Below are 24,446 nucleotides of genomic sequence, written 5' to 3'. Positions count from 1 at the left end.
TATGGGGCGCGGCGGGTCCTGCGCAACCGCGCGGCGGTCACAATCCTGCCGGTGATGCTGGCGGCGGCGCCCGTGGCGGCGGAACCGCTGGTTCTGACGGCACTGGGCGACAGTCTGACGCAGGGCTACGGCCTGCCGCAGGACGAGGGCTTCGTTCCCGTCCTGCAGGATTGGCTGACCGAACGCGGCCATGACGTGACGGTGATCAATGCGGGCGTCTCGGGCGACACGACGGCGGGGGGCGCGGCCCGGATCGACTGGACCCTGGCCGAGGCGCCCGATGCGATGATCGTCGCGCTTGGCGGCAACGACCTGCTGCGCGGGATCGACCCGGCCGCAAGCCGCGCCAATCTGGACGCGATCCTGACTGCGACCAGCGCGGCGGGCGTGCCGGTCCTGCTGGCGGGCCTGCCCGCGCCCGGCAATTACGGCCCCGATTTCCGCCGCGATTTCGAGGCGATGTATGTCGATCTGGCGCAGGACCATGACGCGATCCTGGTGCCCGATTTCCTTGGCCCCCTTGGCGAAAAGGCGACGCAGGGCCTGTCCATCGCCGATCTGATGCAGGACGACCGCATCCATCCCAATGCCGAGGGCGTGCGCCAGATCGTCGCGGCCATCGGACCCGAGGTCGAACGCCTGCTGGACCGCGCCCGCGACACCGACGCGCCGTGAGGCGCCGTTGGCAGCCCCTGCCCGGTTGCGGGCGGGCGCGGTCCAAGCTATCCCCGGCCTGCACAGACAGGAGCGCCGCCCCATGATCGTCATTGCCGCCGCCATCTTCGGAGCCCTGCTCGGCTGGCGCCGCGCCACGCAATTGCGCGGCAATCGTCGCGACAAGGCGCAATATGCCTTTGCCTATGGGCTGGGCCTTGCGATGATCGGGGTCTTCGCCACGATCATCATTCACCGGATGGCCTGATGTTCCTGCCCTTCCTCGACAGCCTGCGCCGGAACGGGGTTCCGGTCTCGCTGCGGGAATGGCTGGATCTGATCGCGGGCCTTCAGGCAGGGGTCGCGGGCTGGACGGTCGAGGGCTTCTACCACTTCGCCCGTGTGGCGCTGGTCAAGGATGAACGCCATCTGGACCGCTTCGACCGGGCCTTTTCCGAAAGCTTCTCGGGGTTGGCCGAGATCCCGCTGGAATCGCTGGTCAGCGAACGCGCCCTGCCCCGCGAATGGCTTGAAAAGCTGCCCGAAAAGCTGCTGTCTGACGAGGAAAAGGCAGCTGTCCAAGGCAGCGGCAGCTTCGAGGCGCTGATGGAGGCTTTGCGCGCGCGTCTGGCCGAACAGCAGGGCCGCCATCAGGGCGGCAGCAAATGGGTCGGCACGGCAGGCACCTCGCCCTTTGGCGCCTATGGGTACAACCCCGAAGGCGTGCGGATCGGGCAGGATGCCAGCCGCCACCGGCGCGCGGTCAAGGTCTGGGACAAGCGCGAATTCCGCGATTTCGACGATTCGGTGGCTCTGGGGACGCGCAACATCAAGGTCGCGCTGAAGCGGCTGCGCCAATGGGCGCGCCATGGCGCCGCCGAAGAACTGGACCTGCCCGCCACCATCCGCGCCAGCGCCGATCACGGCTATATCGACGTGCAGACCCGCCCGGAACGGCGCAACGCGGTCAAGGTGCTTCTGTTTCTGGATGTGGGCGGCAGCATGGACGACCATATCCGCGTCGTGGATGAATTGTTCAGCGCCGCGCGGGCCGAATTCAAGCACATGCAGCATTTCTATTTCCACAACTGCCTCTACGAGGGGCTGTGGACCGACAATCGCCGCCGCTGGACGGAACAGACGCCCACGCTGGAGGTGCTGAACCGCTTTGGCCGCGACTACAAATGCGTGGTGGTGGGCGACGCCTCGATGTCGCCCTACGAGATCGCCGTGCCGGGCGGCGCCAACGAGCACTGGAACCCCGAATCGGGCGAAACATGGCTGCGCCGCCTGACCGGGGCCTTTCCCGACCATGTCTGGCTGAACCCCGTCCCCGAGGCGCATTGGCACCGCACCCAGTCTATCGCCATGATCGGCCACATTTTCGAGAATCGGATGATGCCGCTGACACTGGACGGGCTGACCCGCGCCATGCGGGTGCTGGGCTAGACGTCGCAGCCTCTGGCGGGGCCGCGCATTCACGCCCATATTCACGCGATGCGCTATCTGCCCCTGCTTCTGCTGATCCTCTATCTGGCCGCGATGTGGTTCTTTTCCGCATGGCGCCTGAAACAGGAACTGAACCAGAAATCGACGCCTTTGCGCCATCCGCGCCTGACGCCCATGCTGGAACGTCTGGGCCGGGCGATGGACCTGCCGCCGATCCAGGCCCATATCTACGAGGTCGAGCCGGTGAACGGACTGGCTGCTCCGGATGGGCGGATCTTTCTGACGCGGGGCTTCATCCGCAAGCTGGATGCCTGCGAGGTCACGGCCGAGGAAATGGCCAGCGTCATCGCGCATGAGCTGGGCCATGTCAGCCTTGGCCATGCGCGGCGGCGGATGATCGACTTCGCCGGGCAGAACGCGATCCGGCTGGCGCTGGCCGGGGTTCTGGGGCGGTTTCTGCCGGGCTTTGGCGCCTGGATCGCCAACATGGTCGCCACCGCCGTCGCCGCCCGCCTGTCGCGTCAGGACGAGTTCGAGGCCGACCGCTTCGCCAGCGCGCTGATGATCAAGGCCGGGCTGGGGACCGCGCCGCAGAAATCGCTGTTTGCCAAGCTCGAGCGGCTGACCGGCGCGCAGGGGCCGGGCGCGCCCGCATGGTTCCTGTCGCACCCGCCCGCCCCGCAGCGCATCGCCGCCATCGAGGCGCTTGAGGCGCGCTGGCAGGCGCGCTGATTTTGCGTCGAATTTGTCCCAAGGGCTTGCCGCGCGGGGCGCAGGCTCTATTCTGCGGGGCGACAGAAAGGCCCTTCGGATGACCCGCCCCTTCCGCCGCCGCGTGCTGTATCTGCCGGGCTTTGACCCGATCCCGCCGCGCCGCTACCGCGAACTCTATCGGCGCGAGGGCGCGGAACAGGCGCGGATCTCGGGCCATGTGCTGAAGATGCTGCCGCCCGGCCCCGAACAGCAGCGTTTCTCATGGGCCGTGGCATCGCACATGGCCGAGGCCGAAGCCGAGACCCGGATCGAGGTTCTGGTCTGGTCCGACATCGTGCAGGCCTCGATGCGGGCGGGCATTCCCGGCACCTATGCCCAGCTTGTCCGCACCGCATGGACCTATATCGCCACCGGCACGCTGTCGCGGCTGATGCGGCTCAGGCGCGGGCCGGTCATCGCGGCGCTCTATCCGATCGCGGTCCTGTCGGTGCAGTTCCTGCTGGCCGTGCTGGCGGGGCTTCTGGCGGGCTGGGCGATGGCGGCGCTTGCCGGGGTCTGGGCCGGGCTTCTGGCCGGGCTGGCCGCCTTCTGCGGCATCCTGATCCTGGGCCGGCGGCTGGATCACAGGCTTTTCGCCTATTACCTGATGCATGATTACGCCTTTACGGCCGATCATCGCGGCGCCTATCCGCAGGCGCTCGAGGATCGGCTGGCCGAATTCCGCACCCGCCTGACCGAGGTTCTGGCCGAGGATCTGGACGAGGTTCTGGTCGTCGGCCATTCCTCGGGCGCCTATCTGGCCGTGTCGCTTCTGGCCGATCTCTTGCGCGCGGGGCGTCCGGCGGGGCCGGACCTGTCGCTGCTGACGCTTGGCCATGTCGTGCCAATGGCGGCCTTCCTGCCCGATGCGGGACGGCTGCGCGAGGATCTGGCCTGGCTGTCGCGGCGCGATGACATCTTCTGGCTGGACGTGACCGCGCCGGGCGATGCCTGCTGTTTCGCGCTTTGCGATCCCGTCGCGGTCTGCGGCGCAGGGGGCGACGGGCAGCTTTGGCCGCTGGTCATCTCGGCCGCCTATACGCAGACCCTGTCGCCGGAAAAGCAGCACGAGATCCGCAACCGCTGGTTCCGGCTGCATTTCCAGTATCTCTGCGCCTTCGACCGGCCCGGCGATTACGACTACTTCGCCATCACCGCCGGCCCGCAGACACTGGCACAGCGTTTCGCGGGCCGCAAACCCTCGCCCGCGCGCATCACCCGACCCGTCGGCGCAAGGCCATGACCGCGCCCCGCCCCCGCGGCGCCGAGGGGCGCGGCACGCTGCTGGGTCTGATGCGCGGTTTTCGCAGCGACCTTCTGGCCGCCCTGCCCGAACGTCTTTACCGCGCCTGGATGGCCGAGTTTCGCAACCCACTGATCCACAGCTTTTTCTGCAACGATCCCAACCTGTTGAAGATAATTCTTCAGGAACGACCCAAAGATTTCCCGAAATCGAACCGGATGCGCGAAGGGCTGACGCCGCTGCTGGGCAACGGGGTCTTCATCTCGAATGGCGAGGACTGGGCGCATCAGCGCCGCATCATCGACCCGGCCTTTGAAGGCGGGCGCGTCCGGCACAGCTATGCCGCGATCCTCGACGCGGCCCGCGCCGCCGCCGCCCGCCTGCCGCAAGGCGCCGTCGATATCGAACCCCAGGCGGCCCATGCGGCGGCGGATGTGATCTTTCGCAGCCTGTTCTCGATCCCGGTCGAACATGGCATCGCGTCCGAGGTGTTTTCGGCCTTCCGCGACCATCAGGAGGCGCAGCCGCTGGTCAATCTGGCCGCGCTGCTGCCCCTGCCGCGCTGGCTGCCTCGCCCCCATTCGCGCCGCACGCGCCAGACGGCGGGCCGAATCCGTGGCCTGATCGCGCGGCTGGTCGCGGATCGCATGGCGGCGATCCGGGCGGGGACCGCGCCCGACGATCTGGCGACCAAGATCATGACGACGCCCGATCCGCAGACCGGCGCCTGTTTCACCGAGGCCGAGATGATCGACCAGGTCGCGGTGCTGTTTCTGGCCGGGCACGAGACCAGCGCCTCGGTCCTGGCATGGGCCTTGTGGCTTCTGGCCGAGCATCCCGAATGGCAGGATCGCGTCGCCGCCGAGGCCGCCCTGCTGGACCATGATTTCGCCTGCGTCTCGCGGCTGACGGCCAGCCGGGCGGTGTTCCGCGAGGCGTTGCGGCTTTATCCCGCCGTCGCCATGTTTGCGCGCGAGGCGACGCGGCCCGAACGCTTCCGCGACCGTGACGTGCCGAAAGGGGCGCAGCTGACGATTTCGCCCTGGCATCTGCATCGCCACCAGCGCCTGTGGGACCGCCCCGACGATTTCGACCCAGCCCGTTGGGAAACGCCCGAAGCCAAGGCCAGCGCGCGGCAGGCCTATCTGCCCTTTTCCGCAGGCCCCCGCGCCTGCCCCGGCGCGGGACTTGCCATGGTCGAGGGGCCGGTCATGCTGGCTGCCATCGCAGGCGCGCACCGGATGGAGGTCACGGAAAAGCGCCCCCGCCCCGTGGCGCGGCTGACGATCCGGGCGGCGGACGGGATCTGGCTGAGCCTGACCCCCCGATCCTGACCGCCCTCAAGGCCTAACGGAACAGGATCAGAGACCCGGGGGACCAGGCCAGCCGGGTGCGCGTGCCCACCTCTTGCACGTCGCGGCCAAAGACGTTGCGCATCGAGATGCGGACGACCTTGCCCGCCCCGTCCAGCCGGAGGTCGTAATAGGTCATGTCGCCGTAATAGACGACCTCGTCGATGGTCGCCTCGGATTCGCGGGGCTGGTTATGGGTCTGACCGGCGGGCACCAGCGTCATCGTCTCGGGGCGGAAGCCGATGCTGGGGCCATCATCATCGGGGCTGGCGCGGCTGATCTGGGCGGCGGGGATCTGGATCTGCCCCAGACCCGCCACATCGACCAGCGCGCCCTGCCCGTCCTCGGACAGGATCGTCACCGGCAGGAAGTTCATCACCCCGATGAAATCCGCGACACGGCGCGTGGCGGGGCGCGCATACAGCGCCTCGGGGCTGTCCATCTGCGCGATCTCGCCCTCGAACATCACGGCGATGCGGTCGGACATGACCAGCGCCTCTTCCTGGTCATGCGTGACCAGAACGAAGGTGATGCCGACCTGGCGTTGCAGCTTGATCAGCTCGACCTGCATCTGTTCGCGCATCTTGCGGTCCAGCGCGGAAAGCGGCTCGTCCAGCAGCAGAACCTTGGGCTTGAGGATCAGCGCACGCGCCAGCGCGACACGCTGCCGCTGGCCCCCCGACAGCGCATGCGCCGCCCGCGCCCCGTAGCCACGCAGGCCGACCATGGCCAGCGCCTCTTCCACGGCTGCGGCCTTCTCGGCCTTGGACCGAGGATCGCGGCGCAGGCCGAAGGCTACGTTCTCGGCCACGCTCAGATGCGGAAAGATCGCATAGGACTGGAACACCATATTGGTGGGCCGCTTGTTGGCCGGAACTTCGTCCATCCGCTTCTCGTCGATCAGGATGGCGCCGTCGCTGATGCCTTCAAACCCCGCGATGGTCCGCAGAAGCGTGGTCTTGCCACAGCCCGACGGCCCCAGAAGCGAAAAGAACTCGCCCGCGCGGATGGTCAGGTCGATCCCGCGCAGGGCGTGGTAATCGCCGTAATACTTGTGGACGCCGTGGCATTGGATCATCGGCTTTTCGGTCACAGCAACCCTCCGGTGGGCTTGCCGCCGATGCGGGCATTGCCCCGGCGGCGGAAATATTCGCCAAGCGCCAGAAGCGCGATCGACAGGATCACCAGCACCGTCCCAAGGGCCATGATGACGGGGATCGCGCGCGGAAAGCGCAGCTGGCTGAAGATATAGGTTGGCAGCGTCGGCTCGTTCCCCGCCAGGAAGAAGGCGATGATGAACTCGTCCAGGCTGATCGTGAAGCTGATCAGAAGTGCGCTGATGATGCCCGGCATGACCAAGGGCAACGTGACCAGCCGGAATGCGCCCCATTTCGTCTCGCCCAGATCATAGGCGGCTTCCTCCAGGCTGCGGTCCAGGCTGGAGAAGGCGGTGGACAGGACAGCGATCGCATAGGGCATGCAGATCAGCGTGTGCCCCACGATCACCGTCAGGATCGACAGCTGCACCCCCATGCCCAGCAGCACGACCAGCAGCGACATCGCGACGATGATCTCGGGCAGGACCATCGGCAGCATGATGAAGCCCATCAACCCGCCCTTCAGCGGAAAGACATAGCGCGTCGAGGCGCGGGCGGCGAAAACCCCAAGACAGGTCGCCAGAATCGATGCCGAGACCGCGATGGTCAGCGAATTCGACAGCGCCCGCCGCAGCGTCGCATTGCCCCACATCTGCGCGAACCATTCGGTTGTGAAGCCCTGCAACGGAAAGGCGATCACCGTTCCCGTATTGAAGGCGAAGATCGGCAGAAGCAGGATCGGCGCATAGAGAAACAGCAGATAGAGGATCACATAGGCCTGAAGGCCGCGCCCGGAATTGGCCTTCATCAGCGCCCCCTCAGGAATCGGCGGTTCAGCGCCAGGAACAGGATACTGACCAGGGCCACGATCAGCATGGTCGTCACGGCCAGCGCCGAGCCAAGCGGCCGGTTGTCCAGCGCCAGCATTTGCACCTGGATCAGGTTTGCGATCATCGGGATCTTGCCGCCGCCGATCACCTCGGGGGTGACGTAATCACCGATGGTCGGGATGAAGACGATCAGCACCGCCGCGATCACGCCCGGCATCGCAAGCGGCAGCGTGACGCGCCAGAAGGTCATCAGGCGGCTCTCGCCCAGATCGCGTCCGGCCTCCAGCAGCGAGCGGTCGATCTTTTCCAGCGCGATGAAGATCGGCAGGATCGCAAAGGGCGCATAGGCATGGGCCAGCGTGATCACGATGGAATTGACGTTGTAGAGGATGAAGGTCAGCGGCGCGTCGATGATGCCCAGACCCGTCAGCGTCGTGTTGACCACGCCGTTGAAGCCCAGGATCACCTTCCACAGGAAGACCCGGATCAGGTAGCTGGTCCAGAAGGGGATCGTGATCAGGAACAGCCACATCGCCTTGCGTTCGGGGCGGACGTGAAAGCTGACGTAATAGGCGACCGGAAAGGCCAGGACGACCGTCACCAGCGTCACCATCGCCGCCACGCCAAGCGAGCGCAGCATCACGACCCGAACGATGGGATCGGTAAAGACCTGGGCGTAATTCGCCAGCGTAAGCTCGCGGATGATCTCGAGATAGCCGTCGGTCAGGAAGCTGGTCGCCAGGATGGTCAGCAGCGGCGCCGCAAGGATCAGCAGCGCGAACAGAAGCGGCGGCGAAATCAGGGCAAGCCCTGCCCGCCCCTCGGCATCAAGTCTGCGTCCGGCCATCATCCCCCCGCCATCATGGCCGCGCGCGCGACCTGCCCGTCAATTCCTCACATAGCACGCGCGGCAGGAAAAGAGCCTTTTTGCACCCTCTCACCGCCACCAACGCCCCGTGACCGCCAGACGGGCCAGCGAGGCACGGCGCTGAAAGGCGGAAATCGCGGGAACTTCGGTGAAAGCGTCGATGCGACCTGCCGCGATCTCGGACAGAAGGCGCGGCACGCGGGGGCCGGGATAAAGCGCCGCTGCCGCCCGTTTGGGCAGCTTGCGATGCATCCGCGCAGCCATGCGAAGCCCGTCGCGGGCAGCCTCGGCCAAGAGCGTCAGATCGCCGGGCCGCGGATCTGCCAGCCCAAGCCCCATCGGCTGCAATTGCGGCAGCGCGCGCAGCCAGGCGGCCAGCCCCGCCCCCCGCGCCTGCGCCGCGACGATCTCGCGCGTGCTCTCGGGCGCGCCCAGCCGCGAGGCCGCCGCCCAGACCAGCCCGCCCGCCGTCGCATCGACATAGGCGATCACCTCGGCGGGGCTTCCAAAAGGCTCGCGCGCGCAATCGCGCCTGCGTGCCTCGGCCAGAGGCTCCAGCGCGCCCGCGTCAGAGCCCCAGACCTCCCAGAGGGGGGTCAGCACGTCATGCAGCGGCGGCGCGGTGCCGCGCCCCATCTCGGCCAAGCGGTCCACCCACCATTGCAGCCGCATCTCGGCCAACATCGGCTCGGCCGACTGGAACGGCGCCCGCGCGATCTCGAGGTTCAGCGCGTAAAGCGTGATCAGGGCAGGCCGGTCCGCCGGCTCGGCCACCAGGCTGGCGCCGAACCGCAGGGGGTCATGCTCGCGCAGCGTCTCGGTGCAGGCTTCGAGGGTCATGCGAGGCCCTGCGCGCGGGCCAGAGCTTCCAGCGCGTCAGCGTCAAACCCGGCGGCCAGCGCCCATTCCGAACCGGCGCCCGTATCCTTGACCTCGACCCCGGCAGCGACAAAGCCTTCGCGGATAGCGTCCGCGCGGGCAAAATCACGGGCCTTGCGCGCCTCGGCACGAGCCTCGAGCAGCGCGCCGATCCGCGCCGCCACCGCGTCGCCTGCCTCGGCCCAATCGCCCATCTCAGGCAGCAGCAGCCCCAGCATCCGCGCCGAGGCGGCAAGCCCCGCCGCATCCCCCCGCGCCGCCAGATCGTGCAACACAGCAAAGGCGCCCGCCGTGTTCAGGTCGTCGGCAAGCGCCTCGACCAGCGCGGGCGCCGGGCTTGTTGCGGGTTCGATGCCCGCAACAAGCCCTCGCCACCGCCGAAGCACAGCTTCGGCCTCGGCGGCCTTGGCCTCGGTCCAGTCCATCGGCTTGCGGTAATGCGTGGACAGCATCACGAAGCGGATCACCTCGCCGGGAACGCCGCGATCTAGAAGGTCGCGGACGGTGAAGAAGTTGCCAAGCGACTTGGACATCTTCTTGCCCTCGACCTGCAACATCTCGTTATGCAGCCAGTAGCGGGCGAAACCCTCGGCGGGATGGGCGCAGCAGCTTTGCGCGATCTCGTTCTCGTGATGGGGAAATTGCAGGTCGATGCCGCCGCCGTGGATGTCGAAGGACGGCCCCAGCAGCGCCGCCGACATGGCCGAGCATTCGATATGCCAGCCCGGACGCCCCCGACCCCATGGGCTGTCCCAGCCCGGCAATTCGTCATCCGAGGGCTTCCACAGCACGAAATCCATCGGGTCGCGCTTGAAGGGCGCGACCTCGACCCGCGCGCCCGCGATCATGTCATCGACAGACCGGCCCGACAGCTTGCCGTAATCGGGAAAGGACCGCACGTCAAAGAGGACATGCCCCTCGGCCTCGTAGGCATGGCCGCGTGCGATCAGGTCCAGGTTCATCTGGATCATCTGCGCGATATAGGCTGTGGCGCGTGGCTCGGCCAGGGGCGTCACCTCGCCCCGGATATGGGGGCGCATCGCGCCAAGCGCATCCATGTCGGCGTGATACCAGGCGATGGTCTCGTCCGAACGCTCGGCCACCAGCGCCTCCAGCGACAGGGCCGAGCCTGCGGCCTTGCGGCGCTGCGCCTCGGCGTTGATCTTGTCATCCACGTCGGTGAAGTTGCGCACATAGGTCACGGCCTTGCGGCCATAGACGTGATGCAGCAGCCGCACCAGCACGTCAAAGACCAGCACGGGCCGCGCATTGCCCAGATGGGCGCGGTCATAGACGGTCGGCCCGCAGAGATAGAGGCGCAGATTGCTCGGGTCGATCGGCTGGAAATCCTCTTTCCGGCGCGTGCGGGTATTGGTCAGGCGGATCTGCACCATCTGGGGCCTCTTGCGTCAGGTCGGGCAGGCTTAGCGCATCGTCCCGCCGCTTTCCACCCAGGCAATCTGGCGCGGCAGGCTATCGGCGCGCAGGTCATAGCCATCAAGAATCGTGTCCCGCGCGGCCTCGCGTAGGCGTCCTGCCTCAGCGTCCCCCGCCAGCGCGCGGATCAGCGCCGCCGCCAGTCCTTCGCGGTCGAAGAAGCCGACCAGCCGCCCGTTCTCGCCGTCGCGGATCAGTTCGCGGACGGGCTCGGTATCCGAAGCCACGACATAGGCGCCCGCCGCCATCGCCTCGGTCAGCGACCAGGACAGCACGAAGGGATAGGTCAGATAGCAATGCACCCGCGCCAGCTGCAACAGCGACAGGTAATCGGCGTAAGGCACGCGGCCCAGGAAATGCAGGCGCGACAGGTCCAGCCGCCCCTCAAGCTCGGCCAGCATCTTGGCCTTCCAGCTGGGCGCGTCCGCCGGGGCGCCGCCATAACTCACCCCCTCGGCGCCCACGATCACCACCTGCGCGCCGGGCCGGGCCGCCATCACCTTGGGCAAGGCCCGCATGAAGGTGTGAAAGCCGCGATAGGGTTCAAGCGAGCGCGAAACGTAGGACAGCACCTCGTCGCCCGCCCGCAGCACCTCCCCCGAGGGCAGGGTCAGGCTGGCCTGGGGATCGGGCCTGACGCGGTCGGTGTCGATCCCGTCATGGATCACGGTGATCTTGCCGCGCAATTCGGGGGGGAAACTGTCCGCCTGATAGCGGGTCGGCGCGATGGCGGCATCGGCCTGCACCATCGCCTGCACCAAATGGGCCGAGCGCGCGACGGTCAGGAACCGCGTCTCGTCGCGGTCGGGGCTGATCTCGGGGTCGAAGCCCACGTCATGGCCGCGCGTGCGATACATCAGCTCGGCGTAAAGCAGCAGCCGCGCCTCGGGCCAGATCTCGCGCAGGAACAGCGTCTCGCCCCAGCCGGGATGGCCGATGACGATGTCGGGCGAAAAGCCGTGCCGGTCACGCAGCGCCCGCGCCCCCCGCGCCGCCAACAGACCGCGTTCGGCATAGTCGGAATAGGTCCGGCCAAGCGCGCTCGCGCCCGCGACAAGCTCGGGCGCCTTGTAGCGCAGGGTCTGCACGGGGCTGGGGCGCTGGTTCTTCTCATCGGTCAGAGCAAGAACCTCGTGGCCGCGCGCGGCCAGCGCCGGGGCCAGATGCGGGAACTGGCCCGGAAAGTTCTGGTGAATGAAAAGGATCCTCATTCCGCCGCGACGGGAAAGGCTGCGGCCAAAAGCGCGCGGGTGTAATCCTCGCGCGGCGCATCGTAGATCTGCGCCGTGTCGCCCTGTTCAATCACGTCCCCCGCGCGCATGACCATGATCTTGTGCGACATGGCGCGCACGACGCGCAGGTCGTGACTGATGAACAGGAAGGCCAGCCCGTATTTGCGCTGAAGCCCGCGCAGAAGCTGCACGATCTGGACCTGCACCGTCATGTCCAGCGCGCTGGTCGGCTCGTCCAGCACCACGACCTTGGGGCGCAGGATCATCGCACGGGCAATGGCGATGCGCTGGCGCTGGCCGCCGCTGAATTCATGCGGATAGCGGTGCATCAGATCGGGGTTCAACCCGACCTCGGCCATGATCTCGGAGACCATCTGACGGCGGTCGCGGCCCGGCTCGACCCCGTGGACGCCCAGACCTTCGGCGATGATCTGCTCGACCGTCATGCGGGGGCTGAGGCTACCATAGGGGTCCTGGAACACGATCTGCATGTCGCGGCGCAGGCGGCGCAATTGCTTGCCGCCCCACCGCGAGATGTCCTGCCCCATATAGAGGATCGGCCCCTGGCTTTCGATCAGCCGCATCACGGCCAGCGCCAGCGTCGTCTTGCCGCTGCCCGACTCGCCCACGATGCCAAGGGTTTCGCCCGCGCGCAGGGTCAGGCTGGCGGCGTTCACGGCCTTCACATGCCCGACCGTGCGGCGCAGCAGCCCGCGCTGGATCGGAAACCAGACCCGCACGTCGCGCGTCTCGACCAGAACCGGCGCGTCGGCGGGAATCGGCTCGGCCAGACCCTGCGGCGCGGCGGCCAGCAGCTTCTGCGTATAGGGGTGCTGAGGGTCGGCAAAGATCGCCTCGACCGGGCCCTGTTCGACGATCTCGCCGTCCTTCATCACGCAGACCCGGTCCGCGATCCGGCGCACGATGCCCAGATCATGGCTGATGAACAGCATCGACAGCCCCTCAGCGGCCTTGAGTTCCGCCAGAAGATCCAGGATCTGCGCCTGAATGGTCACGTCCAGCGCGGTCGTCGGCTCGTCCGCGATCAGCAATTCGGGACCGTTCGCCAGCGCCATTGCGATCATCACACGCTGGCGCTGCCCGCCCGACAATTGGTGCGGATAATCGGCCAGCCGGCTTTCCGGGTCGCGGATGCCCACGCGGGTCAGAAGCTCGACGATCCGCGCCCGTGCAGCAGCACCCGAAAGGCCCTGATGCAGCGCCAGACTTTCGGCCAGCTGCTTTTCCAGCGTGTGCAGCGGGTTGAGCGAGGTCATCGGCTCTTGAAAGATGAAGCTGATGTCGTTGCCCCGGATCTGGCGCAGCAGCTTTTCCGGCGCCCCGACCAGTTCCTGTCCCCCATATTTCACCGACCCTTCGACCAGGGCCGAGGCGCCCAGAAGCTGCACCGTGGACAAGGCCGTCACCGACTTGCCCGAGCCGGATTCGCCCACGATGGCGACGGTCTCGCCCCGCGCGATCTGGAAGCTGACACCGCGCACGGCCTGATGGACGCGGCCCTCGGACCGGAAGCCGATGCGAAGATCGCTGACCGACAGTACCGGGCCGGGCTGCGGGGCGCTGGTGGGCTGATCGCTCATCGGAAGGTCTTTCGCGGGTCGAAGGCGTCGCGGATGCCCTCGAAGATGAACACCAGAAGCGACAGCATGATCGCGAAGGTGAAGAACGAGGTGAAGGCCAGCCAGGGCGCCTGAAGGTTCTGCTTGGCCTGAAGCGCCATTTCCCCAAGCGAGGCCGATCCGGCGGGCAGCCCGTAGCCAAGGTAATCCAGCGCCGCCAGCCCGCTGATCGTGCCGGTCACGACAAAGGGCAGCATGGTCAGCGTGGCCACCATCGCATTGGGCAGGATGTGGCGGAACATGATCTTGCGGTCGCTGACCCCAAGCGCGCGGGCAGCGCGGACATATTCGAAATTGCGCGCCCGCAGGAACTCGGCCCGGACGACGCCGACCAGCGCGGGCCAGCCGAACAGGATGGTGACAAAGACCAAAAGCCAGAAACTGCGCCCGAGGATCGCGAACAGGATGATGATGACGTATAGCCCCGGCGTCGAGGCCCAGATTTCCAGCACGCGCTGAAAGACCAGATCGGTCCGGCCCCCGAAATAGCCCTGGATCGCGCCCGCCGCGATGCCGATGGTGGATGCGATCACCGTCACGATCAGCGTGAACAGGATCGAGGTGCGGAAGCCGTAGATCACCCGCGCCGTCACGTCGCGCGCGGTGTCGTCGGTGCCCAGCCAGTGGTTGGCGTCGGGCGCGCTTGGCGCGGTGCCGACATTGTTGATCGTGCGGTAGTGATAGGGGATCGGCGGCCAGATCATCCAGCCCTGTTCGGCCACCGGCACATCGGTCAGGCCCGCGCGGACATCGGCCATGAAGCCTTCGGGGTCGTCCCAGCAATCCTCGCGCCCGCCCGAGACGATGAGGCATTGCACCTCGGCCTCGCGATAGACGGCCTCGGTGCCGAAATCGCCGCCAAAGGCGGTCTCGGGGTAGAAGTTGTAGGCCGGCCAGTAAAGCTCGCCCTGAAAGCGCACCACGATGGGTTTGTCATTGGCCACGATCTCGGCCAGCATCGCCACGACGAACAGGACCGCAAAGATCACCAGCGACCAGAAGGCGCGGCCATTGTTGCGGAAATTGCGCCAGCGGCGGCGGTTCAGTTCGGACATGGCCATCAGCCCGCCCTCTTTTCAAAGTCGATGCGCGGATCGACGAAGACATACATCAGGTCCGACAGGATGCCGACGACAAGGCTCATCAGACCAAAAACATAGAGCGTGCCGAAGATGACCGGATAGTCGCGCTGCACGGCGGCCTCGAAGCCAAGCCTGCCAAGGCCGTCCAGCGAAAAGATGGTCTCGATCAGGATCGACGACCCGAAGAACACGCCCAGAAACATCGCCGGAAAGCCCGCGATCACGATCAGCATCGCGTTGCGGAAGACGTGGCCGTATAGGACGCGGCCCTCGGTCAGGCCCTTGGCGCGGGCGGTGATGACATATTGCTTGTTGATCTCGTCCAGAAAGCTGTTCTTGGTCAGCAGCGTCAGCGTGGCAAAGCTGCTGATCGTCGCGGCGGTCACAGGCAGGGCCGCGTGCCAGGCGTAGTCCTTGATCTTGCCCCACAGCGTGAGGTCCGCGAAATTCTCGCTGGTCAGCCCGCGCAGGGGAAAGATCTGCCAATAGCTGCCGCCGGCGAACAAGACCATCAGCAGCACAGCGAACAGGAAGGCCGGGATCGCATAGGCCATGATGATCACGCCCGAGGTCCAGGTATCGAACCGCGAGCCGTCGCGCACCGCCTTGCGGATGCCGAGCGGGATCGAGATGAGATAGGCGATCAGCGTGGACCAGAGGCCAAGCGTGATCGAGACGGGCATCTTCTCGATCACCAGATCCACGACGCTGATCGACCGGAACCAGGACGTGCCGAAATCAAAGCGCAGGTAGTTCCACAGCATCTGGAAGAAGCGTTCGACCGGCGGCTTGTCGAACCCGAATTCGCGTTCCAGCTGGGCGATGAATTCGGGCGGCAGGCCCCGCGCGCCCTCGTAACCCGAGGGCGCCTGCTGGCCCGCCTCGGCGCCCCCGCCCGAGATGTTGCGGAAGACGTCGCCCTCGCCCTGGATCTGGGCGGCGATCTGTTCGATCGGGCCGCCCGGAACGAACTGGGTCAGCGTGAAGTTCACCAGCATGATCCCGAACAAGGTCGGGATGATCAGCAGCAAACGCCGCAGGATATAGGCGCCCATCTTTCCCTGCCCCTTTTCAGGTCGCGACCCCTTGGCGGGTCGTCTGGTTGATCCGCCTTGTCGGTCTTCCGTGCCCGGAAATCAAGCGCATTGCCCTAGCGCCGGATTGCCCCCGCCGCGCGCAACGCCTCGGCCTTGGTCTCGTCGAACCACCAGAAATCCATCTCGCCCAAGGCATAGGGCGGCAGGGTTTCGGGCCGGCCATACAGGTCGTAATAGGCGACCAGATGGTTCGGGTTGAACCATTGCGGCACCCAGAAATGCAGGCTGCGAAGCGCGCGGTCCAGCGCATGGACGGCGGGCAGAAGCTCGTCGCGGGTCGCGGCAGCCTCGACATGGGCGATCAGGCGGTCGATGGCGGGATTGGCCACGCCCGCCACGTTGAACGCATCACCAACCGCGGCCGAGCCGAAATATTGCTGCAACCCCGAGCCGGGAATTTCGGACTGCCCCAGATGGGCGCCGATCATGTCGAAATCGAAGCTGCGCTTGCGGTTCTCGTATTCGGCATTGTCCACGCGGCTGTTACGGGCGTCGATGCCAAGCGTCCGCAGGTTCTCGACGAAGGGGTTGATCACGCGGTCGAAGGTCTGGCTGTCGTTCAGGATCTCAAGCCGCAGGACCTGACCGGCCTCGTTGCGGCGCATCCCGTCGGGGCCGGTGGTCCAGCCTGCCTCGTCCAGAAGGGCGGCGGCGCGGCGCAGGTTGCCGCGATCAAGCTGACGCTCGCCGCTGACAGGGGCGGTCACGGCATCCTCGGTCAGGATGCCCTCGGGCAGATCGCCCGCCAGAGGCTCCAGCAGCGCCAGCTCGGCCTGCGAAGGCGCGCCCATCGCCTTGAGATCGCTGTTGTCCCAGAAGCTTTCGACCCGATCATAGAGGCCGAAGAACAGCGCCTCGTTCGACCATTCGAAGTTGAACATCAGCCCGATCGCCTGACGCACACGCGCATCCTGCCAGATCGGGCGGCGCAGGTTCAGCACCCATGACTGCCCCGAGGCGACGGTGCCGTCGGGCAGCGTCTCTTGCAGGACCCAGCCATTGTTGATCGCGGGGAAATCGTAGCCAGTCGCCCAGCTGCGACTGCTGACCTCGCGGCGGAAATGATAGACGCCGGCCTTGAAGGCCTCGAACGCGGCGTCGTAATCCGAGAAATATTCATAGCGGATCAGGTCAAAATTGTGCCGCCCGCGATTGATCGGCAGATCGGCGCCCCAGTAATCAGGGTTGCGGCGATAAACGACAAAGCGGTTTGTGTCGGCGCGGTCAAAGACATAGGGACCAGAGCCGACAAGGGGCACCTGCGACGTCTCTTCCAGGTTGCGGTCATTCGCCTCGAAATCGGCGCGGCTGAAGATCGGCAGGCCGCCGACCGACTGGATCAGGTCGCGGCGCGGATAATCTGGGGTGAAATCGAAGCGGATGCGGTGATCGTCCAGAACCTCGGCCCCCGCGACCTGCTGGGCCAGCACCATGCGGAAACTGGACAGGCCCTGGTCGCGCAGGGTCTCGTAGCTGAACAGCACGTCATGCGCGGTCAGGGGCGTGCCGTCGCTGAAGCGCGCTTCGGGGCGCAGGTTGAAGATGACCCAATCGCGGCTTTCCGGGTATTCGAGGCTTTCACACAGCAGGCAATAGGCCGCGCCGATTTCGTCAGCGGTGCCGGTCAGGATCGATTCCAGCATGACCGAGGACAGAGCCGCAGCCCGCCCGCGAAAGGTAAAGGGATTGTAATTGTCGAAACCCGTCGAATTCGGGATCGCCTGCGACATCTCGCCGCCCTTGGGCGCATCCGGGTTCACATAAGGCAGATGCGAGAAATCGGGCGGCAGCCGCAATTCGTCAAAGATGGCGATTCCATGCGCGCGCGTCACCCCCTCGTCCTGCTGGGCAAGGGCGCTGCCGGGGGCGGTCAGGCCAAGCATCGCGGACAGGAAGGCGGCGGTCAGGGCGTTCTGGCGCATGAAACTCTCCTTAAGGCTGGGGAAGGCTAGGGCAGCAGGCCCCCGCCGATCAAGCCGCGTTTTCGTGAGCGCCCGGCCCTGCCCTGCCCGACAACCCCTGCCCGCAAGCCATTGCGCATAATGAAAAACGCGCGCCCCGAGGGACGCGCGTCACAATGTCAGCGGGAAGCGCGCTATCAGGGATTGCTTGCCAGGAAGGCAATCAGGCTGGCGCGGGCCTGGTCGTCGCGGATGCCCGCAAAGCTCATCGAGGTGCCGGGCATGTAGCCGCGCGGATTCGCGATGAAGTCGAACAGGTTCTCGGGTTCCCAGACGCCGGGCATGCCCTGCGCGGCCGAGGAATAGTTGAAGCCCGCGACCGAAGCCTTGTCGCGGCCCACGACGCCGTTCAGATGCGGGCCGACGCCATCGCTGCCGTTCAGCTGGTGGCAGGACCGGCATTTGGCCCATTCACGCTCGCCCTGGGCCAGATCGGCCGAGGCCATCAGCGCCTCGAAATCGACCTCGACGACTTCGGCCTCGGCGGCGCCGTCGCTTTCCGGAACGGGGATCGTGTAGGCTTGGGCGACCTCTTCGTCGCCGTAATGGTCGTGACCGACGCGATACAGCTCGCTGGCACCCCAACCGGCCAGCATCAGGAAAAGCAGGGCGCCGATAAAGCCGCCGGCTGCCTTGGTCAGGGTCATGGTGTCAAACATCGCGTGCGGTCCCCGCCTTGGTAAGCTCGTCAAGTCGTGGCGTATCTATCCGCTTTCGCTTTCAAGGATCAAGGTATAGTTACCGCCGGACAGTCAAAATTCGACCATTCGGGGCCGCGTCATGTTGACCAATCGCATCGCTTTCCAGGGGGAACCGGGCGCCTACAGCCATCAGGCGTGCAACGCCGCCCGCCCGGGGATGGAGGTTCTGCCCTGCCGCACCTTCGAGGACGTGATCGAGGCCGTGCGCGGCGGCGAGGCTGACCTGGCCATGCTGCCGGTCGAGAACTCGACCTATGGCCGGGTGGCCGATATCCACCACCTGCTGCCGGAATCCGGGCTGCACATCATCGACGAGGCCTTCGTGCGCGTCCATATCAGCCTGCTGGCGCCTCACGGCACGCGGCTGGACCAGGTGCGCGAGGCGATGAGCCATCCGGTCCTTCTGGGCCAGTGCCGGGGCTTCCTGCGCCAGCACGGGATCCGCACGATCACCGGCGCCGACACGGCAGGATCGGCCGCCGAGGTCGCCCGGCGCGGCGATCCGTCGCTGGCCGCGCTGGCCGCGCCGCTGGCGGCCGAGATCTACGGGCTGGAACGGCTGGCCGACCAGATCGAGGACCGCCAGAACAACACGACGCGCTTCCTGATCATGGCGCCCGCCCCCGATCACAGCCGCCGGGCCGAGCAGATGCTGACCAGCTTCGTCTTTCGCGTCAGGAACATCCCCGCCGCGCTCTACAAGGCGATGGGCGGGTTCGCGACGAACGGCGTGAACATGACCAAGCTGGAAAGCTACATGGTGGACGGCGTCTTCACCGCGACGCAGTTCTATGCCGATATCGAGGGCCATCCCGACGACGCCAATGTCCGGCGCGCGTTGGAGGAATTGGGCTATTTCACCTCTATGCTGACGGTGCTGGGCACCTATCCCGCCGATCCGCTGCGCGAAAGCCAGCGGCTGCCGGCGGAATAGGCCCCGCAGGGCCAGGCGGGTTCAGACGGCGGCGCCGGTCACGCTGCGGACATATTCCTCGATCCGGCGCGCATAGCGGCGGTCAAGCTGCGCCTTGCCCAGCTTGGCGGTCTGCATCATCAGCCGCGCGCGCATGTTGCGGGGCTTCAGCTCGGTCTCGAAGATCAGCCGCGACTTGGTCCGGCTGAGCGCCACGAAAGTCGCCTTGACGGTGATGTCCAGCGCATCGGAATTGCCGGCCATCGCGATCTGTTCGGGGCGGTCGAAGCGGTTGACCACCAAGAGCAGCCTGCGCGCCTTGCCGCGCCAGTCGAAACCGATCTTCCAGCCCATGGTGATGCCGGGATCCTGCGCCGGATCGATGCGCTTCACGCTTGCGCCCCGCCCGATCAGCGTCCGCTCGAGCGCGTCGAAATCGCCCACCATGTCGAACAGTTGTTCGGCAGCCAGATCGGTATCGATTCGCGTCGAGAACTTCATAAACAGCCTGCATATCGTGACGGCGACGCCAGAGACGTTCCGGCCTCTGATCGTGGATAGTCCATTTTGCGTCAAAGGTTCAACAGGCTCGGCAGGATTTGCGCTTATTTGCCCCGGCTTTGCGCAATCGACCTGCGTTGCGCCAAAGCCACTGATGCGGCGGAACCGTCGGGCGGGAGACACAATCTACGGTTGTTTTTCGGACGCTGCTGGCCTTAATGAGGGCATGACCGAAAGCAGCGACATCGCAAGCCCCACGCAAGAGGCCACCCCTCCCGGGGACCGAACGCGGCCCGGGTCGTCGTCCGAGGTGCCGCGCCTGTCGCTGCGTGTGCTTGCGACATCGGACGTGCATATGCACCTGCTGCCCCATGATTACCTGACGGGCCAACCCAGCCCGCGCCTCGGCTTGGCCCGGACCGCCAGCCTGATTACCGCGCGCCGTGCCGAGGCGCCTGCCTGCCTGCTGCTGGACAATGGCGATTTCCTGCAGGGCTCGCCCATGGGCGACATGGCGGCCCGCCCCCCGCGCGGCGGACGTGCGGCGCCCCATCCCGCCATCGCCGCGATGAACGCGCTTGGCTATGACGCGGCAGCACTTGGCAATCACGATTTCAACTACGGGCTGGCGGGCCTGCGACAGGCCCTGTCCCGAGCCCGCTTTCCGGTTCTGGCGGCCAATCTGCGGATGCATCAGGGCCCGGCGCGCTGGACGCTGATCAGCCGCCGGATCGCGGACCAGCACGGCGCGCCGCACGCCATCACGATCGGGGTGATCGGCTTCCTGCCGCCCCAGACGGTGGATTGGGACCAGGACCTGACCGGCGCCATATCCTGCGAGGACATCGTCGAGACCGCCCGCGCCACCCTGCCGGCCATGCGCGCCGAAGGGGCGCAGATCGTCATCGCGCTGGCCCATAGCGGCATTGGCGCGGTGGAGCCCTCGCCCCGGATGGAACATGCCGCGACCGCGTTGGCGGCCCTGCCCGGCATCGACGCGGTGATCGCCGGGCATACGCACGAGGTCTTTCCCGGCCCCCATATCCGCCCCGGCCCGGGCATCGACCCGGTGGCCGGCACGCTGGCTGGCAAGCCCGCCGTCATGCCCGGTTTCGGCGGCTCGCATCTTGGCGTGATCGACCTCGACCTGACGCTGGTTCCGGACGCGGGCGCTGCCCCCCGGCTGGAGGTGACCGGCTTCACGGTCCGCTGCGAGGCCGTGGACCCCGCCCTGCCCGCCGCGCCCGAGGTCACGCGCCCGCTGATGCGCGCCCATCAGGCCACGCGCCGCCATCTGGGCAGCCGCATCGGGCGCTCGACGGTGACGCTGTCCAGCCATCTGACGCTTTTGGGCCAGGATGCGGGGCTACGGCTGATCTGTCAGGCGCAGCGCTGGCATGTGCGGCACGCGCTGGAGGGAACGCGCTGGCAGGACCTGCCGATCCTGTCGGCCGCCGCCCCCTTTCGCGCCGGAGGCCGCGCCGGTCCGGATCATTTCACCCATATCCCGCCCGGCGCGCTGAACCTGCGCCATGTCTCGGCGCTCTATGCCTTTCCGAACCGGATCGCGGCGATCCTGATGACGGGTTCCGATGTGGCGGAGTGGCTGGAGCGTTCGGTCAGCCTGTTCGCGCGCGTGCCGCCGGGGGCCACGAATATCGCGCTTCTGGACCCGGATTTCCCGGCCTATCAATTCGACATGATCGACGGGCTGCGCTGGCAGATCGACCTGTCGCGCCCGGCGCGCTACCGCGTGGATGGCAGCCTGGCCGACCCCCGATCGCGCCGCGTCACCGACCTGACCTTCCGAGGCCGCCCGATCGAGGCCGACGCGCCCTTCGTGTTGGCCACGAACACCTACCGGCTGGCCAGTTGCGGCCTGTTCAGCCCGCTGGTCCGTGACCGGCCGGTCCTGATGAAAAACGACCTTCTGTCCCGCGACGTGCTGCGCGCCTATATCCACAGGCGCCGGCAGGTCGCCCCATCCGATACGCCCGCCTGGCGCTTCGTGGCGCAGCCGGGCAGCAGCGCCCTGCTGCCGACCTCACCCCTGGCGCGGCCCGAGGACGTGCTGTCCCACGATGCCGAATGCGCGGGCGTGACGCCCGACGGCTTCCGCCTGATCCGCATCCTGCTGTAAGAGGCCGGCAAGACCAGCGGCAAACGCAAGACCACGGGTTGCAACCCACGCGGTTTCGTCCTAAGTGATGTGTCGAGAGGTTGGCGCGGGCAGGCGCCTCGCCAACCCGGTCAGGTCCGGAAGGAAGCAGCCGTAACGAGCCCCGCTTGGGTCGTTGTCCAGCCTCTCACCCTCGCCCCCCAAGCGCACGTTTTCAAAGTCATTCGCCCGATCCTCGGCTGCTACCCGCGCATTTGGGCGGCCATAAAACGCAGGTCCGAGAAAAGTTGACCGCCGGGTTAGCGCGCCGGAGAATCTCCGAGAGCTTGTCGCCACCGATCTGTAGCCGAAACCGCGTGAACGTGATGCGCAGGCGCATCGGATGATCAACGAGTTCCTCGGACAGATCGAACAAGCCCACGCCAAGCTCGCCCAGATGGAAAGCTCCGCAAAGGTTCTGCATGCGCACGTCGCCAAGCGCCATTGCGCCGAGATGATCGAGGCGGATTCGACCAAACGCGACAACACGCCCTTGCAGAGCGAGATCACTGAAAAGCATCGGGGCCGCGAGCCGCTGCTCGGCGCGGACTTACTTCAGCAGACTGAAACGCAAGCCGACGGTAACGCCTGCATCGGTGCCATCAAAGGCTGCGATGGTCGAGCGGCGGCGCTCGACGAAGGTGCCGAGGTCGAACTTGCCGACCGGCATCTCGGCAGAGAGACGGGTGGTCCGGTCGTCGCGCGGAGTGCCGAAGATCACAGCCCCTCCGGTTCGGGCCTGCGAGATGCCAAGTGTCACGGTCCGCCCCGCCACGGGGCCGGTCCAACTGATCGCGGCAAGGTGGCGCAGCGTGTTCTGGCCCGGCACATCCTCGCCCACAACCAGATCCACGCCGACAAGTCCTACCTTGGTCAGCGACAAGGCCGAGATCTGAAACACATCCTTGTCATGGCTGTCCTGCCGGGTTCGGGACAGCGTGGCCTGTGCCTGATGAACGCCGATCGGGGACTGAAACAGCCGTTTGAGGCCGACCTGCCCGGTCAGGCTGGTCTCGGCATCGACGCTGTCATTCTCGTGCAGAGCCCTCAGGCAACCCTCGGCCCATGTCCAGTCCGCTATGGGCCGGTCGGCGCAGGCCCGCGAGGTGATGGACAGACGGTGGAAGCCATGGGTCGGCTCGGCCTCCACCGTGGTGGCATGGGCCAGCCGCAGCCGCGCCGCGCGACCCCAGGACAGGCTTTGCCAGCCGGAATGACGCAGGCCGACAAGAATGCCGGCCTTGGCGCGCGAATCCTCGTGGACGCGGAAGGGCAGCCCGCCGATCGTGATACGGTCCGAGGGGATGCCGCCATTGACGTTGCTGCCGCGCCGAAGCACCGGCACCAGCGCGCGCCCCTGGGACAACGGTTGCAGGCGCGGGCCAGCCGGGTCATGCCGGAAGCCCTGCAACGCCAGAAGCGCCTCGCCCAAGGGCGAAATGCGGGCCTCGGTCCGCGTCAGCGCGAACAATGCAAGGTCGGCCTGGCCCTGATCCAGCGCCAGCCGGGCATCCTGCGCCCCCGCGCCGGTGGCGCAGAGGCCCAGCATCACGGCCAGGATGGCAGGGCCGGTGCGACGCAGCAGGCGGTGCATCAATCGCGGTCGCGCAGGCCGCGGAAAACGAGACCGACATTGCCGCCGGCGCTGATGCCGCTGCCCGTTCCGGCAATCGCGTCCGCGTCGCTGCCGAGGAACTCGCCGCTGAAGGTCGCATCAATCCGGCCCGGCGCATCGCTTCCGCCGGTCAGCGCGCCCGACGTGGCGCCCGAAAAGCCCGAGCCAGTGATGCGGCCATCGCTGATCCGCAGCTCGCCTTCCAGCTTGCGTCCGTCGCGCGTGTTGAAGTCATCCATCTCGCCGCTGATCGTTCCGGTGCCGAAATCGGCGTCGAGGTCCAGCTCGCCGATCATCTCGGCCCGCTCGAGCGAGGCGGGCGCACCGCCGAAGGCCAGCCCGACGACACCGTCATATTCAGCACGTCCGCGAACGGGCATCGCGGCGGCCGAGGTGCCGTTCAGGCGTTCGGTGTCGTCGATGATCCGCTCCGCGCGGGCGGCGTCCTCGGCATATTCCGCGACCGGATTGTCGCTGCCGCCGCTGCCGCTGCACGCCGCCAGGGCCATCATTCCGCCCAGCATCATGTATTTGACCATGGTCATTCTCCTGAGATTGCATGTCGTCGGAGCCGCTATTTCATACTCTGGCTGACAGCATCCTGACGGGCGCTGTCAGGGAATTGTCAGCGTCGCTGCGCTAGGAAGGGACCCATGCTGCGTCTTTTCGCCTTCATCCTCGGCACGATGCCCGCGATCGCGGCGCCTCTTCCTCCGCTTCAGACCGAGGACGGGCTGGACGCGGCCTTTGCGCGCGCAGCCGTCCGCGACGGTCGCATCTTGCCGCTGGAGCAGATCCTCGACATCCTGCGCGACACGGCCGAAGGCGAGATCATCGAGATCCAGCTGGAGCTGGAAGAGGGGCTTCTCGTTTACGAATTCGATCTGATCGGGCCGGACGGCCATGTCTTCGAGGTCGAGATCGACGCCGCCACCGGACGGGTGCTTGAAATCGAATATGGTGCAGGCGACGAAGACTAGCAGA

The 24,446-nt window shown here is 66.8% G+C and carries 24 protein-coding genes and 1 other RNA gene; 10 read left to right on the top strand and 15 right to left on the bottom strand.

Translation table 11 applies throughout. The features are described 5' to 3' along the window. Nucleotides 1–54 precede the first annotated feature (54 nt). The 6 genes from ACTZWU_RS04670 to ACTZWU_RS04645 all read left to right on the top strand — a co-directional run bounded on the left by ACTZWU_RS04670 (nucleotide 55) and on the right by ACTZWU_RS04645 (nucleotide 5,433). Complete coding sequence (locus ACTZWU_RS04670) at nucleotides 55–675, top strand: arylesterase (RefSeq protein WP_444736189.1); 621 nt, start codon at nucleotides 55–57, stop codon at nucleotides 673–675. Nucleotides 676–757: 82 nt separating this feature from the next. Further along, a complete protein-coding gene (locus tag ACTZWU_RS04665; RefSeq protein ID WP_444736188.1) occupies nucleotides 758–922 on the top strand; it encodes a hypothetical protein in 165 nt (54 codons plus the stop codon). Beyond that, entirely contained in the window at nucleotides 922–2,103 is a 1,182-nt protein-coding gene (locus ACTZWU_RS04660; protein ID WP_444736187.1) for a vWA domain-containing protein, read from the top strand. The genes ACTZWU_RS04665 and ACTZWU_RS04660 overlap by 1 nt, the downstream gene beginning before the upstream one ends. Nucleotides 2,104–2,151: 48 nt before the next feature. After that, entirely contained in the window at nucleotides 2,152–2,835 is a 684-nt protein-coding gene (locus ACTZWU_RS04655) for a M48 family metallopeptidase (protein ID WP_444736186.1), read from the top strand. 79 nt (nucleotides 2,836–2,914) lie between these two features. Next, the gene (locus ACTZWU_RS04650; protein WP_444736185.1) at nucleotides 2,915–4,099 is read left to right on the top strand and encodes a hypothetical protein; all 1,185 of its coding nucleotides are present in this window, start codon (nucleotides 2,915–2,917) and stop codon (nucleotides 4,097–4,099) included. Next, nucleotides 4,096–5,433, top strand: a complete 1,338-nt coding sequence (locus tag ACTZWU_RS04645) for a cytochrome P450 (RefSeq protein WP_444736184.1) — start codon at nucleotides 4,096–4,098, stop codon at nucleotides 5,431–5,433. The genes ACTZWU_RS04650 and ACTZWU_RS04645 overlap by 4 nt, the downstream gene beginning before the upstream one ends. A 13-nt stretch (nucleotides 5,434–5,446) precedes the next feature. Here the strand turns inward: ACTZWU_RS04645 and ACTZWU_RS04640 are convergent, their stop codons facing one another. The 11 genes from ACTZWU_RS04640 to ACTZWU_RS04590 form a co-directional block, all read right to left on the bottom strand. Continuing rightward, nucleotides 5,447–6,529 (bottom strand): ABC transporter ATP-binding protein, encoded by a 1,083-nt coding sequence (locus tag ACTZWU_RS04640; protein ID WP_444736424.1) that lies wholly within the window; start codon nucleotides 6,527–6,529, stop codon nucleotides 5,447–5,449. Between the two features lie 11 nt (nucleotides 6,530–6,540). Continuing rightward, nucleotides 6,541–7,356 (bottom strand): ABC transporter permease, encoded by an 816-nt coding sequence (locus ACTZWU_RS04635; protein WP_444736183.1) that lies wholly within the window; start codon nucleotides 7,354–7,356, stop codon nucleotides 6,541–6,543. Next, nucleotides 7,356–8,225 (bottom strand): ABC transporter permease, encoded by an 870-nt coding sequence (locus tag ACTZWU_RS04630; protein ID WP_444736182.1) that lies wholly within the window; start codon nucleotides 8,223–8,225, stop codon nucleotides 7,356–7,358. The genes ACTZWU_RS04635 and ACTZWU_RS04630 overlap by 1 nt, the downstream gene beginning before the upstream one ends. A 90-nt stretch (nucleotides 8,226–8,315) precedes the next feature. Continuing rightward, complete coding sequence (locus tag ACTZWU_RS04625; RefSeq protein WP_444736181.1) at nucleotides 8,316–9,086, bottom strand: squalene/phytoene synthase family protein; 771 nt, start codon at nucleotides 9,084–9,086, stop codon at nucleotides 8,316–8,318. Further along, nucleotides 9,083–10,519, bottom strand: a complete 1,437-nt coding sequence (gene cysS / locus ACTZWU_RS04620; protein WP_444736180.1) for a cysteine--tRNA ligase — start codon at nucleotides 10,517–10,519, stop codon at nucleotides 9,083–9,085. The genes ACTZWU_RS04625 and cysS overlap by 4 nt, the downstream gene beginning before the upstream one ends. A gap of 30 nt (nucleotides 10,520–10,549) precedes the next feature. Next, complete coding sequence (locus tag ACTZWU_RS04615) at nucleotides 10,550–11,773, bottom strand: glycosyltransferase (protein ID WP_444736179.1); 1,224 nt, start codon at nucleotides 11,771–11,773, stop codon at nucleotides 10,550–10,552. Continuing rightward, complete coding sequence (locus tag ACTZWU_RS04610; RefSeq protein WP_444736178.1) at nucleotides 11,770–13,395, bottom strand: ABC transporter ATP-binding protein; 1,626 nt, start codon at nucleotides 13,393–13,395, stop codon at nucleotides 11,770–11,772. Before ACTZWU_RS04610 ends, ACTZWU_RS04615 begins: the two co-directional genes overlap by 4 nt. After that, complete coding sequence (locus ACTZWU_RS04605; protein ID WP_444736177.1) at nucleotides 13,392–14,495, bottom strand: ABC transporter permease; 1,104 nt, start codon at nucleotides 14,493–14,495, stop codon at nucleotides 13,392–13,394. The genes ACTZWU_RS04610 and ACTZWU_RS04605 overlap by 4 nt, the downstream gene beginning before the upstream one ends. Beyond that, nucleotides 14,495–15,571, bottom strand: coding sequence for a microcin C ABC transporter permease YejB (locus ACTZWU_RS04600; protein WP_444736176.1), 1,077 nt, complete (start codon nucleotides 15,569–15,571; stop codon nucleotides 14,495–14,497). The genes ACTZWU_RS04605 and ACTZWU_RS04600 overlap by 1 nt, the downstream gene beginning before the upstream one ends. A gap of 95 nt (nucleotides 15,572–15,666) precedes the next feature. Next, nucleotides 15,667–17,535, bottom strand: a complete 1,869-nt coding sequence (locus ACTZWU_RS04595) for an extracellular solute-binding protein (protein ID WP_444736175.1) — start codon at nucleotides 17,533–17,535, stop codon at nucleotides 15,667–15,669. 176 nt (nucleotides 17,536–17,711) lie between these two features. Beyond that, nucleotides 17,712–18,233 carry a c-type cytochrome gene (locus ACTZWU_RS04590; RefSeq protein WP_444736174.1) on the bottom strand — a complete coding sequence of 174 codons (522 nt, stop codon included), beginning with the start codon at nucleotides 18,231–18,233 and terminating at the stop codon, nucleotides 17,712–17,714. Between the two features lie 124 nt (nucleotides 18,234–18,357). Here ACTZWU_RS04590 and ACTZWU_RS04585 point away from each other — a divergent pair, with 124 nt between their 5' ends. After that, the gene (locus ACTZWU_RS04585; RefSeq protein ID WP_444736423.1) at nucleotides 18,358–19,209 is read left to right on the top strand and encodes a prephenate dehydratase; all 852 of its coding nucleotides are present in this window, start codon (nucleotides 18,358–18,360) and stop codon (nucleotides 19,207–19,209) included. A 21-nt stretch (nucleotides 19,210–19,230) separates the two neighbouring features. Here ACTZWU_RS04585 and ACTZWU_RS04580 read toward each other — a convergent pair whose 3' ends face one another. Next, nucleotides 19,231–19,689 (bottom strand): hypothetical protein, encoded by a 459-nt coding sequence (locus ACTZWU_RS04580; RefSeq protein ID WP_444736173.1) that lies wholly within the window; start codon nucleotides 19,687–19,689, stop codon nucleotides 19,231–19,233. A 226-nt stretch (nucleotides 19,690–19,915) separates the two neighbouring features. Between ACTZWU_RS04580 and ACTZWU_RS04575 the strand changes: the two genes are divergently transcribed. Continuing rightward, nucleotides 19,916–21,829 (top strand): bifunctional 2',3'-cyclic-nucleotide 2'-phosphodiesterase/3'-nucleotidase, encoded by a 1,914-nt coding sequence (locus ACTZWU_RS04575; RefSeq protein WP_444736172.1) that lies wholly within the window; start codon nucleotides 19,916–19,918, stop codon nucleotides 21,827–21,829. A gap of 74 nt (nucleotides 21,830–21,903) precedes the next feature. After that, nucleotides 21,904–22,000: signal recognition particle sRNA small type (gene ffs / locus ACTZWU_RS04570), an RNA gene on the top strand. 28 nt (nucleotides 22,001–22,028) lie between these two features. On the opposite strand, the gene ACTZWU_RS04565 is transcribed toward ffs, so the two are convergent. From ACTZWU_RS04565 to ACTZWU_RS04555, 3 genes are read right to left on the bottom strand one after another with little or no spacing between them, the layout of a single operon-like run. Then, nucleotides 22,029–22,367, bottom strand: a complete 339-nt coding sequence (locus tag ACTZWU_RS04565; protein ID WP_444736171.1) for a hypothetical protein — start codon at nucleotides 22,365–22,367, stop codon at nucleotides 22,029–22,031. A gap of 30 nt (nucleotides 22,368–22,397) precedes the next feature. Beyond that, entirely contained in the window at nucleotides 22,398–23,441 is a 1,044-nt protein-coding gene (locus tag ACTZWU_RS04560) for a hypothetical protein (protein ID WP_444736170.1), read from the bottom strand. Beyond that, a complete protein-coding gene (locus ACTZWU_RS04555; RefSeq protein ID WP_444736169.1) occupies nucleotides 23,441–24,001 on the bottom strand; it encodes a transferrin-binding protein-like solute binding protein in 561 nt (186 codons plus the stop codon). The genes ACTZWU_RS04560 and ACTZWU_RS04555 overlap by 1 nt, the downstream gene beginning before the upstream one ends. 114 nt (nucleotides 24,002–24,115) lie before the next feature. Between ACTZWU_RS04555 and ACTZWU_RS04550 the strand changes: the two genes are divergently transcribed. After that, nucleotides 24,116–24,442: a PepSY domain-containing protein gene (locus tag ACTZWU_RS04550; protein ID WP_444736168.1), complete on the top strand. Its 327-nt coding sequence runs from the start codon at nucleotides 24,116–24,118 to the stop codon at nucleotides 24,440–24,442. The last annotated feature ends 4 nt before the right edge of the window (nucleotides 24,443–24,446 follow it).

Origin of the sequence: Paracoccus sp. NSM (genome assembly GCF_052379855.1) — a bacterium.
In the GTDB taxonomy this organism is placed as follows: domain Bacteria; phylum Pseudomonadota; class Alphaproteobacteria; order Rhodobacterales; family Rhodobacteraceae; genus Paracoccus.
This window is presented reverse-complemented; position numbering and strand designations above follow the sequence as displayed.